General features: G+C 72.5%; 10 protein-coding genes. 2 read left to right on the forward strand and 8 right to left on the reverse strand.

Annotated elements, in window-relative coordinates; all coding sequences use genetic code 11:
- Positions 1 to 98: 98 nt before the first annotated feature.
- Positions 99 to 539: a nuclear transport factor 2 family protein gene (locus ABT048_RS09240; RefSeq protein WP_350520700.1), complete on the reverse strand. Its 441-nt coding sequence runs from the start codon at positions 537 to 539 to the stop codon at positions 99 to 101.
- Positions 540 to 661: 122 nt separating this feature from the next.
- Here ABT048_RS09240 and ABT048_RS09245 point away from each other — a divergent pair, with 122 nt between their 5' ends.
- Both ABT048_RS09245 and ABT048_RS09250 read left to right on the forward strand, forming a co-directional pair.
- Positions 662 to 1,234: a TetR/AcrR family transcriptional regulator gene (locus tag ABT048_RS09245; protein ID WP_350520701.1), complete on the forward strand. Its 573-nt coding sequence runs from the start codon at positions 662 to 664 to the stop codon at positions 1,232 to 1,234.
- A gap of 134 nt (positions 1,235 to 1,368) precedes the next feature.
- Entirely contained in the window at positions 1,369 to 2,607 is a 1,239-nt protein-coding gene (locus ABT048_RS09250) for a damage-control phosphatase ARMT1 family protein (RefSeq protein ID WP_350520702.1), read from the forward strand.
- A gap of 66 nt (positions 2,608 to 2,673) precedes the next feature.
- Here the strand turns inward: ABT048_RS09250 and ABT048_RS09255 are convergent, their stop codons facing one another.
- From ABT048_RS09255 to ABT048_RS09285, 7 genes are all read right to left on the reverse strand, one after another.
- Positions 2,674 to 3,048, reverse strand: coding sequence for an SMI1/KNR4 family protein (locus ABT048_RS09255; RefSeq protein ID WP_350520703.1), 375 nt, complete (start codon positions 3,046 to 3,048; stop codon positions 2,674 to 2,676).
- A 253-nt stretch (positions 3,049 to 3,301) separates the two neighbouring features.
- On the reverse strand, positions 3,302 to 4,426 hold the full coding sequence (locus ABT048_RS09260) for a DUF4185 domain-containing protein (RefSeq protein WP_350520704.1): 1,125 nt from the start codon (positions 4,424 to 4,426) through the stop codon (positions 3,302 to 3,304).
- Positions 4,427 to 4,650: 224 nt separating this feature from the next.
- Positions 4,651 to 5,370, reverse strand: coding sequence for a pyruvate formate-lyase-activating protein (gene pflA / locus ABT048_RS09265; protein ID WP_350520834.1), 720 nt, complete (start codon positions 5,368 to 5,370; stop codon positions 4,651 to 4,653).
- A gap of 298 nt (positions 5,371 to 5,668) precedes the next feature.
- A complete protein-coding gene (gene pflB / locus ABT048_RS09270; RefSeq protein ID WP_350520705.1) occupies positions 5,669 to 7,936 on the reverse strand; it encodes a formate C-acetyltransferase in 2,268 nt (755 codons plus the stop codon).
- A gap of 100 nt (positions 7,937 to 8,036) precedes the next feature.
- On the reverse strand, positions 8,037 to 10,754 hold the full coding sequence (gene adhE, locus ABT048_RS09275) for a bifunctional acetaldehyde-CoA/alcohol dehydrogenase (RefSeq protein ID WP_350520706.1): 2,718 nt from the start codon (positions 10,752 to 10,754) through the stop codon (positions 8,037 to 8,039).
- A gap of 245 nt (positions 10,755 to 10,999) precedes the next feature.
- Positions 11,000 to 11,872, reverse strand: coding sequence for a universal stress protein (locus tag ABT048_RS09280; protein WP_350520707.1), 873 nt, complete (start codon positions 11,870 to 11,872; stop codon positions 11,000 to 11,002).
- A 232-nt stretch (positions 11,873 to 12,104) separates the two neighbouring features.
- Positions 12,105 to 12,926, reverse strand: coding sequence for a ribosome hibernation promotion factor (locus ABT048_RS09285; protein WP_350520708.1), 822 nt, complete (start codon positions 12,924 to 12,926; stop codon positions 12,105 to 12,107).
- Between the last annotated feature and the right edge of the window lie 23 nt (positions 12,927 to 12,949).

Below are 12,949 nucleotides of genomic sequence, written 5' to 3' on the forward strand. Positions count from 1 at the left end.
GGTGAGCCGAGTGCCGGCGGCGGGCCCGCTGCGGGCGGCCGTGGTGGGGCGCCGGCCGGAGCGCTCGGGGGCGAGCGGAGCGCTCCGGCAGGGGCCGGCTACTCGCCTTCCAGGGCGGCCACCAGCTGGGGCAGGGTGCCGCCGGCCGTGTGGAAGGCCAGGTGGTCGTGGTAGTCCCGGCTGTGGACGATGCGGCCGTCGCGGACCCGCAGGACCTGGATGTTCGCGGTCTCGAAGTCCCGGCCGGTGGCGCGGTGGTGGGCCCGGTAGTCCCACTGGGTGACGATCACCTCGGGATCGTCGGTCTCCCGGATCACCACGTTCTCCGCCGTGAGCCGCAGGGGCGAGTGCTCGGCGACTTCCGCGAACCGCTTCGCGAGGACGGCTCGCCCTTCGAACCGGCGCGGCCCGACCGGCTCGAAGACGGTCTCCACCACGGTGTCCTCGGCGTAGAGCTCGGCCAGTTCGGAGAACCGTCCTTCGGTGATGCCCTCCAGCAGCTTGAGGAAGACCTCGCGCGGCGACAGCGTTTCGGACATGATCAACCCCCAGGATCGCGCCGCTAGAATCGGACTAGCGACTCCGCTTCACACGATACGGACCAGCCACTCCGGTTGTCCAGGGGTAGATCCGCGCGCGCCGCGGACGGGAGGAGACAGGCATGAGCGGGGCATCGGAACGACCGCTGCGCGCCGACGCGGCCCGCAACCGGGCCAAGCTGCTCGACGCCGCCACCGAGGTGTTCACCACCCGCGGCATCGGCGTGCCGACCGAGGAGATCGCGCGCGCCGCCGGGGTCGGGGTCGGCACCCTCTTCCGGCACTTCCCCACCAAGGAGGCACTGCTGGAGGCGGTCATGGTCCGCAGGCTGGAGACGATCACCGCGCGCACCGCGGAACTCGCGGCCGAGGCCGAGCCCGCCGAGGCCTTCTTCGCCAGCTTCCGCCTGATCGTCGAACACTCCGCCGGCAAGCAGGAGTTCACCCGCGCCCTGGCCGAGGCCGGGGTCGACGTGCACGCCTCCCTGCGGGAGTCCACCGAGCAGATGCGGTCCCAGCTGACCGAACTCCTCGCCGCGGCGCAGCGGGCCGGGGCCGTCCGCCCCGAGGTGGGCCTGCCGGAGCTGATCGCCCTGCTCGTCGGCGTCGGCACGGCCACCGAGCAGCTCGCGGCCGACCCCGGGGCCCGGGAGCGGATCTTCGACGTCGTCTTCGCCGGACTGCGACCGCAGTGACACCCCGGAGGCACGGCAACCCGGCGCCGCGACTCCGCGCCGCAGCACCGCGTCGCGACTCCGGGCCGCCACCCGCGTAAGGTCTGCGACCGACGCACCCACCTGCCCGATGACGACGAGGGACGAGCCCCACCGTGTCGAACGCGCCCGTGATCCGCAGTGACGTCCCCGGGTCCTTCCCCTGGAGCGTCTTCCACGTACGCCACCCCCAGCTCGTCCGGCGGGTCCTCGACGCCCTCCCGTACGGCCCCGCCGAGCGGTCGGCCGTCGAACGGCTGCTCGTGGAAAGCACCGACGGCGTCCTGGAGCCGCTGCGCGCGGACGCGGTGGACGCGACGGATGGGCCGGACGCGGTGGACGCGACGGATGCGACGGATGCGACGGATGCGACGGATGCCGCCGACGCGGCCCGGTGGCTGACGTGGGGCGAGGGCCTGTGGGGCAGGCCGTGGGGCGAGGCGCCGTTCCTGTGGGCCGAGAGCTACTTCTACCGTCGGCTCCTCGACGCCACCGGCTACTTCCGGCCCGGCGCCTGGCAGGGCGTCGACCCGTTCGCGCCGTTCAAGGCCGCCGAGCTCGGCGGGTCGGCGGTCGACGACGAACTGGCCGCGCTCGACGCCCTCGACGGGCTGCCGCAGACCCGCCGGCGGGAGGCGCTGCTGTCGTCCTCGCTGTGGGGCAACCGCGCGGACCTCAGCTTCGGGATCACCGCGGAGCCGGGCGGGCCCGCCGCGTCCGGCCTGGTCGCCGACGACGGCGCGCTGCTGTGGGCCGCGCTGGAACGGGCCGGGGGCGGGCGGCTCTGCGTCGTCGCCGACAACGCGGGCCGGGAGCTGCTGCCGGACCTCGTGCTGATCGACCACCTCCTGACCGGCGGCCCGGCGGCGCAGGTCACGCTGTACGTGAAGCCGCAGCCGTACTTCGTGTCGGACGCGACGATGGCCGACGTCCTCGCCGCGCTCGAACGCCTCCGCACCGCGCCCACGCCGGCCGCCGCGGCGGCCGGCGAGCGGCTGTGGCGGGCGATGGGCAGCGGCACGCTCGCGGTCCGCACGCATCCGTTCTTCTGCGCGCCGCTGCCCTTCCACGACATGCCCGCCGACCTCCGGGAGGAGTTCGCGGACGCGGCGCTGACCATCGTCAAGGGCGACCTCAACTACCGCCGCCTGGTCGGCGACCGGCTCTGGCCGCCGACCACCCCGTTCACCGCCGCGACGGCGCACTTCCCGTCCGCCGTCGCAGCCCTGCGCACCCTGAAGTCGGACGTGATCGTCGGCGTCGACGCCACCACCGTCGCCCGGCTCGACGACACCGGTACGCCGTGGCGCACCGACGGCCGTCACGCCGTCGTGCAGGTCGACGCCCGGCGGTAGGCGGGACGGCACCCCGCGGGACGGCACCCGACGGGCGACACCCGGCGGGGCGCACCGGGCCGGCGGCTACCGGTACCAGTCGTCCCCGCCCGCGGCGAGGGAACGGCCCAGGTAGTCCGCCAGGTCCCGGGCCACCCACCGGCGGCTGTCGTCCTCGTGCTCCCAGACGAAGATGTCCGGACGCTCGGGTGTCCGCACGAACGCGAAGTGGTCCCCGCCCCCGTTGTCGCCGAAGAAGAGCAGGGCGTCGAAGGGCATGTACAGCTGGGCGAAGGAGGCGTCGGAACGGAAGAGCAGGTTCCGCTCGACGACCGTTTCGAGAGGCCACACGGTGTCCACCGCGGTGCGCCCGATGATTCCGTCGCTCTCCAGGAGCAGCTCCCTCAGCTCGGCCGGCAGACCGCGCCCGAGCCGGCGCTCCGCCTCGGCGAGCGCCGTCACCTGCGCGGGACTCCGGAACCCCGCCCCGGGGAAGGCCTCACCAGCCGCTTCTCTCCACATGGCTCCGAAGACTACCCAGGGGTCGGCCGGACCTCGGCGCGAGGCTCGACCTCGACCTTGACCTCGACCTCAAGCTCAACCTCAGGTTCAGGTCGAGGTGCAGCTTCAGGCTGTACAGCTTCAGGTTGAGCCTCAGGTCCAGGATTCGGCTTCACGTTCAGGTCGAGGTCCGGCCTCACGTTCGGCATCAGGTTCAGGACAGCATGTTGATCCGGTACTGCATGATCCGGTAGTTCGTGTCGTCGTACCACTGACTGACGACGATGTGGAAGTTGCCGAACGTCGAACCGGGGACGACGAAGCCGCCGTACGGGCTGGCGACGAGGTTGCCGACCTCCTGGCCCGGGGCGCCGGGAAGGATCATGGTCTGCTCCAGCGTCCTCGTCAGGTCCGAGGTCGGGAGGGGGAAGACCATCGCCCTGATCGACAGCGGGTCCATGTTGAGCCAGGTGAGGACGTACTTGCCGTCCATGGCGCGGAAGCACATCTCGCCCCACCTGCGGGTGCCGAAGACGGTCGTCGGGGCGGGCGCGTTCCACCGCCAGCCGCCGTCGGCGAAGCCCCACGGCTCGTAGGCGTCCGGGTTGCCGAGACTGTCCTGCCGGACCCGGTGCAGCAGCATGCCCGATTCCACGTCGCGGTTGAACACCGTGGACAGGACATAGCAGTAGCCGTCGTCGGCCACGGCGTACGTCTTCTGCTGGAACTGGCCGCCGTGCAGGTCCCCCGGCCACTGGCAGAGGTACTCCCAGGTCTCGCCGTTGTCGGTGGAGCGCCAGAAGTCGGTGTGGTGGGTGTCGTAGATGACGCCGCGCATGAGGTGCATGTACATCACGCCGTCGACGACGAACACGTCGGACGGGATCGCCGTGGTGAACTTGTCGCCGACCGGGTTGTGCGGCTCGTCGACGAGGCTCCTGGCGTGGTCGCCGCCGACGCTGCCGTCGATGCGCAGGTTGTCGGGGTTCGCACTGCCGGAGCGCAGGCCGACCGGGGCGCGCCAGTCGCCGGTGCCCACCCGGTCGCCGTCGAAGGTGTCGCCGCAGACGAAGAGCATGGTCCCGTCCGGGCACCGCACGGGGATGCCGAGGTCCGTCCACGGCGAGGCGAACGGCCCGGTCTCGACCGGTCCGCTGAGGTTCTTGATCTTGGTGGCGATCGTCGGAGCGGTCGGGTCGTACGGCCCGTTGGCGACCGCCGCGGGAGCACCCGTACCGAGGGCCCCCGCCCCCGCGGCGACGCCGAGACCGATCCTGAGCAGCGTGCGGCGGGAGGGCCCGCCGGTCGTCGCGTCGTTCCCGCCCGATGAGTGGGTCATGGTGTCGATGGCCTTTCCGAGTCGACTGGATCCCCGCGGCTTCCTGCGGCTCCCGAGGCTACGGCGATCCGCAGGCGCCCGGTCGATCGGTGAACAAACCTTCACTCAAATTGGTTAGGAATTACCGGAGTTCACGATCCGCACGCAGCTCGTTCGAGCGCGGCCCGCGGGCCCGACCGGGGACGGAACCGAGGTGCCCCGACGCGCGGCGGCGCGCCGTCCCGTCAGACGACGTGCAGCCCGTACGCCGCGAACACGGCGCGGGCCGCGGCCGTCTGGTCGCGGGTGGGCACCGGTGTGTCCGCGAGCGTGAACTCCAGACCGAGCGCTCGCCACTTCTCCGTGCCGAGCTTGTGGAAGGGCAGCACGTCGACGCGGGTGACGTTGCCGAGCGAGGCGGCGAACGCGGCGACGCCCTCGACATTCCCGGGCGCATCGGTCAGGCCGGGAACCAGCACGAACCGGACCCAGGTCTCCTTGCCGAGGTCGGCGAGCCGACGGGCGAAGTCCAGGGTCGGGGCGAGTTCCCGTTGGGTCAGGTGCCGGTAGAGCGCGCGGTCCCAGGACTTGATGTCCAGCAGCACCAGATCGGTGTCGGCGAGCAGGGCGTCGGTGGCGCGGGCGCCGAGGTAGCCGGAGGTGTCCAGGGCGGTGTGCAGGCCGAGCTGGTGCTTGAAGCGGTGCAGCAGCTCGCCGGTGAGGACCGGCTGGAGCAGCGGTTCGCCGCCGCTGACGGTGGCGCCGCCACCGGAGGCGTGGATGAACCCGGTGCACTTGGCGGCCTCCGCGACGATCTCGTCCGCGGAGGTGCGCCGGCCGTCGCGCATGTGGCGGGTGTCGGGGTTGTGGCAGTAGAGGCAGCGCAGCGGGCAGCCGTCGAGGAAGACGACGAAGCGGGTGCCGGGGCCGTCCACGCCGGTGGACAGGTCCCACGAGTGCAGCATGCCGCCGACCGGGCGCCGGGTGACAGCGGCCGCGGGGGTGACGGCACCCGGGGTGACGGCGATCGGGGTGACGGCGATCGGTTCGGTGGCGATCGGTTCGGCGGCACTCGGAGCGCGAGCCGCCGGGGGACGACGCGGCGGGCCTTCGCGGAGGACGGGTTCGGTCATGGCGATTCTCCGGAGGACGGCGGGGTGCCGGCGTCCGCTGGTCGGAGCGGGCGCCGGCGCCGCGTGGACGGTCGGTCACGCTGCCCGGGCCCGGTCTTCGGACCCCACGTTCGGGGGTTCGAAGACCGGCCTAGAGCGCGTCGTGGAAGGTGCGGTTGACGACGTCGAGCTGCTGTTCGCGGGTGAGGCGGACGAAGTTGACCGCGTAGCCGCTGACCCGGATGGTCAGCTGCGGGTACTTCTCCGGGTGGGCCATCGCGTCCAGCAGGGTGTCCCGGTCGAGGACGTTGACGTTCATGTGGAAGCCGTGGCAGGCGACGTAGCCGTCCAGCACGCCGACCAGGTTGCTGATCCGCTCCGCCTCGGTGCGGCCCAGCGCGTCCGGGGCGACGGTGTTGGTCAGCGAGATGCCGTCCTGGGCGTGCTCGTAGGGCAGTTTCGCGACGGACAGGGCGGCGGCCACGAAGCCGTGGCCGTCCCGGCCGTTCATCGGGTTGGCGCCCGGGGAGAACGGCTCGCCGGCCCGCCGGCCGTCCGGGGTGTTGCCGGTCTTCCGGCCGTAGACCACGTTGGAGGTGATGGTCAGGACGGACTGGGTGTGCTCGGCGCCGCGGTAGGTGGGGTGCTTGCGGACCTTCGCCATGAACTCCTCGACCAGCCGGACCGCGATCCCGTCGGCCCGGTCGTCGTTGTTGCCGTACGCCGGGTAGTCGCCCTCGATCAGGTAGTCGGTGACCAGCCCGGTCCCGTCGCGCACCGGGGTGACCTCGGCGTACTTGATGGCGGACAGCGAGTCGGCGGCCACCGCGAGGCCGGCGATGCCGCAGGCCATGGTGCGCCGGACGTCCCGGTCGTGCAGGGCCATCTCGATCCGCTCGTAGGCGTACCTGTCGTGCATGTAGTGGATGACGTTCAGCGCGTGAACGTACGTCTCGGCGAGCCACTCCAGCTGTTCGTCGAAGCGGGCCAGGACCTCGTCGTGGTCGAGCACGCCGTCGCCGACCGGGGCGGTGGCCGGCCCGACCTGGTCGCCGGTCAGCTCGTCCCGGCCCCCGTTGATCGCGTAGAGCAGCGTCTTGGCGAGATTGACCCGGGCCCCGAAGAACTGCATCTGCTTGCCGACCTCCATCGCGGAGACGCAGCAGGCGATCGCCGTGTCGTCGCCGAAGCGCGGGCGCATCAGCTCGTCCGACTCGTACTGCACGGCGGAGGTGTCGATGGTCACCCGGGCGCAGAACTCCTTGAACCCCCGCGGGAGGCGTGGCGACCAGAACACGGTCATGTTCGGCTCGGGCGCCGGGCCCAGGTTGTACAGGGTCTGCAGGAAGCGGAAGGACGTCCGGGTGACCAGGGTGCGGCCGTCCGCGCCCATGCCGCCGATCGACTCGGTGACCCAGGTCGGGTCCCCGGAGAACAGCTCGTCGTACTCGGGGGTGCGCAGGAAGCGGACGATGCGCAGCTTGATGACGAAGTCGTCCACCAGTTCCTGCGCCTGCTCCTCCGTGAGGCGCCCGGCGTCCAGGTCGCGCTGGAGGTAGACGTCGAGGAAGGTCGAGGTGCGGCCGAGCGACATCGCCGCGCCGTTCTGCTCCTTGACCGCCGCCAGGTAGGCGAAGTAGAGCCACTGCAGCGCCTCGCGGCCGGTGCGGGCCGGCCCGGAGACGTCGTACCCGTAGGCCGAGGCCATCTCCTTGAGCTCGCCCAGTGCCCGGATCTGCTCGGCGAGTTCCTCGCGTTCGCGGATCGTCTCCTCCAGGACCGCCGGGTCGGCGGGCGCCGCGTTCAGCTCGGCCTTCTCCGCGAGCTTGGCCGCGACCAGCCGGTCCACGCCGTAGAGGGCGACCCGGCGGTAGTCGCCGATGATCCGGCCGCGCCCGTAGGCGTCCGGCAGGCCGGTGATGACGCCGGCCCGGCGGGCCGCCAGGATCTCGGGGGTGTAGGCGTCGAACACCCCGGCGTTGTGGGTCTTGCGGTACTCGGTGAAGACCTTCTCCAGCTGCGGGTCGACCGGGTAGCCGTAGGTCCGCAGCGCACCCGCGACCATCCGCCAGCCGCCGTTCGGCATGATCGCGCGCTTGAGCGGGGCGTCGGTCTGCAGGCCGACGATCAGCTCGCTCCCCCGGTCGATGTACCCGGGCGCGTGCGCGGTGACGGAGGACGGAACGTCGTGCGCGACGTCGTACACGCCCCTGGCGCGTTCCTCCGGGAAGCGGTCGGTGATCCGCCGCCACAACGCGGTGGTCCGCCCGGTGGGGCCGGCCAGGAAGGCGGCGTCGCCCTCGTACGGGGTGTAGTTGTGCCGGATGAAGTCATGGACGTCGACGGTCTCCCGCCATCGTCCGCCCCGGAAGCCCTCCCAGGCGTCCCGAGTCGTCTCGTCGTGCTGCCGGACAGTCATCTCTCTGGCTCCCTTCTCGGATTCACCGCCACCGTGGTGGTCCCGCCGTCGGCCCCGGTCCTCGTCCGGAACCCCCCGGCGGACCAGGGGCCGACGGTCCTCAGGACCGGTCGCCGTAGTAGGCCTGACGCATCAGCTGCTGCATGTCGGCGAGCATCGGCATGCGCGGGTTGGCGGGGGCGCACTGGTCCTCGTAGGCGTTCATCGCCTGGTGCGGCAGGGCCGCCAGGAAGGCCTCCTCGTCGACGCCGGCCGCCTTGAAGGAGCGCGGGATGCCGACCCTGTCGCGCAGGTCCTCGACCGCCGCGGCGAGCGACTCGACGCCCTGCTCGGGGGTGGCGGCCGGGAGGCCGAGCATCCGGGCGACGGCCTGGTAGCGCTCGGGGGCGAGGTAGCTCTGGTACTTGGGCCAGCCGGTGACCTTCGTCGGGGCGGAACCGTTCCAGCGGATCACGTGCGGCAGCAGGAGGGCATTGGTGCGCCCGTGGGCGACGTGGAAGGTGGCGCCCAGGGTGTGGGCCATGGCGTGCACCGCGCCGAGGAAGGCCGAGCCGAAGGCCATTCCGGCGATCGTCCCGGCGTTGTGCATCTTCTCGCGCGCCACCGGGTCCTCCGGGCCGTCCGCCACGGCCCGCTCCAGGTTCTCGAAGATCAGCCGGATGCCCTGCAGGGCGAGCCCGTCGGTGAAGTCGTTGGCGTAGACCGACACGTAGGTCTCGATGCAGTGGGTGAGGGCGTCGAAGCCGGAGTCGGCGGTGACGTCCTTCGGCAGCCGTGTGGTCAGCGCCGGATCCACGATCGCCACGCTCGGGGTGAGCGCGTAGTCGGCGAGCGGGTACTTCTGGCCGGTCGCGGTGTCCGTGATCACCGCGAACGGGGTGACCTCGCTGCCGGTGCCCGAGGTGGTCGGGATGCACACCAGCTTCGCCTTCTCCCCCAGGTCGGGGAAGGTGAAGGCGCGCTTGCGGATGTCGAAGAACTTCTCCTTCAGGTCGGCGAACTCGACCTCCGGGTGCTCGTACATCAGCCACATCACCTTCGCGGCGTCCATCGGCGAGCCACCGCCCAGCGCGATGATCGTGTCCGGCTCGAACTCCCGCATCAGCTCGGCGCCGCGGCGCACCGTGTCGATGCTCGGGTTGGGCTCGACGTAGTCGACCACCCGCACCTCGACCGGCTCCCGGCGACGGTCCAGGACGCCGCGGATCCGCTCCAGGTGCCCGATCCGGACCATCGTGTGGTCGGTGACGACGACGATCCGGTGCGCGTTCGGCATGCTCGCCAGGTACTTGACCGAGTTGCGCTCGAAATAGATCTTCGGCGGGACCTTGAACCACTGCATGTTGGTGTTGCGCCGCCCGATCCGTTTGATGTTGACGAGGTTGAGGACCGAGACGTTCCCCGCCACCGAGTTGTGCCCGTAGCTGCCGCAGCCCAGGGTCAGCGAGGGGGTGAAGGCGTTGTAGACGTCTCCGATGCCGCCCTGCGAGCTCGGCGCGTTCCAGACGATCCGGCAGGCCTTGACCTCGTGCCCGAACTCCTCCACGAACGCCGCGTCCTCGGTGTGCACCGCCGCCGAGTGCCCGAGCCCGTTGAACTCCACCATCGCCGCGGCCAGTTCGACGCCCTCGCGGCGCGATCCGGCGCTCAGCACCGCCAGCACCGGGCAGAGCTTCTCGCGGGTCAGCGGCTCCGCCGGCCCGACCCGTTCGCAGTCCACCAGGATCACCGAGGTGTCCTCGGGTACCGCGAAGCCCGCCGCCTCGGCGATCCACGCGGCCGGGCGGCCCACCACGTCGGCGTTCAGCCGGTCCCCGGCGCAGGAACGGCCGTCGCCGGTGCCGAACAGGAACCGCTCCAGCAGCGCCTTCTCCTCGGCGCTCGCGTGGTGCGCCTTCAGCTTCCGGAACTCGGCGAGCGCCGCCTCCCGGATCTCCTCGTCCAGGATCACCGCCTGCTCGGAGGCGCAGATCATGCCGTTGTCGAAGGTCTTGGACAGCACGATGTCGTTGACCGCGCGCTTCGGGTCGGCGCTCTTCTCGACGTACGCCGGGACGTTGCCCGCGCCGACGCCCAACGCCGGCTTGCCGCAGCTGTACGCGGCCCGGACCATCGTGTTCCCGCCGGTGGCCAGGATCGTCGCCACGTCCGGGTGGTTCATCAGCGCGCCGGTCGCCGCCATCGACGGCTCCTCGATCCACTGGACGCAGTGTGCCGGGGCGCCGGCCGCCACGGCCGCGTCCCGCACGATCCGGGCCGCCTCAGCCGAGCAGTTCTGGGCCGCGGGGTGGAAGGCGAAGACGATCGGGTTGCGGGTCTTCAGCGCCAGCAGGCACTTGAAGATCACGGTCGAGGTCGGATTGGTCACCGGGGTGATGCCCGCGACCACCCCGACCGGCTCGGCGATCTCCACGATCCCGTCGATCTCGTCCCGGTACACCACCCCGACCGTCTTCGTGCGCCCCATCACGTGCGTGACGTTCTCGCAGGCGAAGACGTTCTTCACCGCCTTGTCCTCGAACACCCCGCGCCCGGTCTCCTCCACCGCCAGCACGGCGAGTCCGGTGTGTCGGGCCAGCGCCGCCAGGGACGCCTTCCTGACGATGTGGTCGACCTGGTCCTGGGTGAACGAGGCGTACTCCTGCAGGGCCTCCAGCGCGGAGGCGACCAGTGCGTCGACGGCGGACGGGGTGCTGACGTCGCTGACGCTGTTCACGGTGCTGACGGTGGTGGGGGACCCTGTCCGGGCCTCGGTCTCGTCCGTGGTCTCGGCCTCGGGGCGGCGGCGGGGCATGGTGGTCACCTCTCGGTTCGTCATCCGGTCGGGGCGCATCCGTGGCCGGTCCGCGCCTCCGAACTCCAGCCTGTCGTGGCAACGCCCTTGCGGAGAAGCGCCGTTGGACCGTTCCTCCGGGCCGAAGGTCCCTTCCCCGGACGGACCTGCGATCGTGGCCGGCCCGCCCGGCGCGGCCGGCGCAGCCGGTCGGGGACCGGGGAACGGCCGCGGCCCGGACCTTCGAGGGTCCGGGCCGAGGCCGCCACCGGGCGGCTCAGTCGTGCGGTTCAGTCGTGCGGGACGATCGCGACCGGGCAGAGCGCGTGGTGCAGGACGGCGTGCGCCACGCTCCCCAACCGGGACACACCCGCCTGGTGCACGGGGGTCCGCCGCCCCAGCACGACGAGCGAGGCTCCCCGGGAGGCGTCGACGAGCGCCCCGCCCGCGTGCCGGGCGGTCACCTCGGCCTCCACCCGCACCCCGGGGAACTTGTCCCGCCAACGGGCCAGCGCGTCCCCCAGGCGCACCAGCTCCGCCTCCGCCAGCGAGTCCCTGATCTCCCGCTGGTCGACCGGCGCCTGCGTCACGTAGGGGCCGGCCGGCAACGAACGGCTCTCCAGCACCCGCAGGGTGACGCCCCGACGGGCCGCCTGCTCGAAGGCGAAGGCGAGCACCTCGGCGCAGGGGCGGTCGCCCCGGACGCCCACCACCACGTCACCCGCCGCGTCACCCGCCCCGTCGGACTCGCCGTCCGCGCCCGCCCGGACGAGCACGACCGGGCAGGGCGCGTCGGCGGCCACCCGGAGCCCGACCGAGCCGACCAGCAGGCCGGTGAAGCCACCGAGGCCGCGCGAGCCGAGGACGATCAGCCCGCCCCGCGCGCCGGCCGCCACGAGCGCGTGGACCGGGCTGCCCGGAATCCGCTCGCACGACAGCTCCAGGCCGGGCAGGACGGCCGTGAGGCGGTCCCGGACCGCCAGCAGCTCCGGCGGCAGGCCGTCGTCCGCCCCCGCCGGCCGCAGCGGCCTGCCGTCCTCGGCTCCCCCGACGTGGATCATCCGGAGCGCCCGGCCGCTCCGGTCGGCCTCGGCGGCAGCCCACGCCGCCGCCACCGTGCTCTGCTCCGAGCCGTCGATCCCCACCACCACGGAGTGCGACATGTCGCGTCCTCTCTCGGTCCCGCGGGACGCGGCCGTTCCGCGCCCCCGCCGTCCGGGACAGCATCGCGTCGTGCCCCGCAGCCGTGGCAGGGGCCGAGCTGCCCTGCCGCCGCGCCGAAGGTCCCGGCGGCGCGGGGTCGGTGGGGGGCCGCATGCACGGCGGGGAGCCGGGGACGGTGTCACCCGTCCCCGGCTCCCCGCCCTCGGCGCAGCTCCTGCCGCCGCTACCGCGTCACCGCGCCGGTGTGATGAGGCCGTAGTGGCCGTCGTAGCGGTGGTAGAGCACGTTGCCCCGCCCGGTGGCGGTGTCGGCGAAGAAGACGAACGGCAGTCCGGTGAGGTCGAGCCTGGCCACCGCCTCGGGCACCGTCAGTTCCGGCACCGCCGCGGTGCTCACACTGAGTCCCGGCTCCGGCTCGCCGATGGGCCCGGCGACGGGTCCGGCGACGGGTCCGGCGACGGGTCCGGCGACGGCCAGGCGGTGCCCATCGGCGCGCTCGTCGCGGTAGACGACGCTGTCGCAGCCGGAGGCGGCGTCGGTGAACAGGTGGAAGTCGTAGTCCATGGCCTCCAGCTCGAACACGGCGGCCCGGGCGCTCTGGCTGGGCAGGCTGTACGTCTTGTGCCGCACGATCCGCCGGTCCTCCGGTGCCAGGCCGCGCCGGTGCGGGCGGTGCTCGCGGGCGGCCTCGTCGTCCCGGGCGGCGCGGCCGGCCGGGGCGTGGTGGCGGTGGGCGTCGCGGTGCCGGTGCACCCGGGCGAGCCGGGCGGTCAGCCGGTCCTGGAGCAGGTCGACGGCCTCCTGCATGGTCGCGGCCGCCACGTGGGCGCGGACGGGCCGGCCGTTGAGGTCCACCACGGCCTGGGCGATGGCGGGCTTGACGACGTGGTTGCTCGCCTGGGTGAGCTTCACCCGGGCCGCGAGCACCGGCTCGTGCTGCCGTTCGACGACGGCCAGCAGCTTCGCCCGGGCGTAGTCGGGCGCGGCGAGGGACACCTCGCCCCGGGTCTCGACCCGGATGTCGTGGGCGATCGGCGTGTGCAGACGGTTCATCAGGAGTCCTGCCTCTCGGATGT

The sequence above is a fragment of the Kitasatospora sp. NPDC096140 genome (assembly GCF_040303045.1).
GTDB lineage: Bacteria > Actinomycetota > Actinomycetes > Streptomycetales > Streptomycetaceae > Kitasatospora.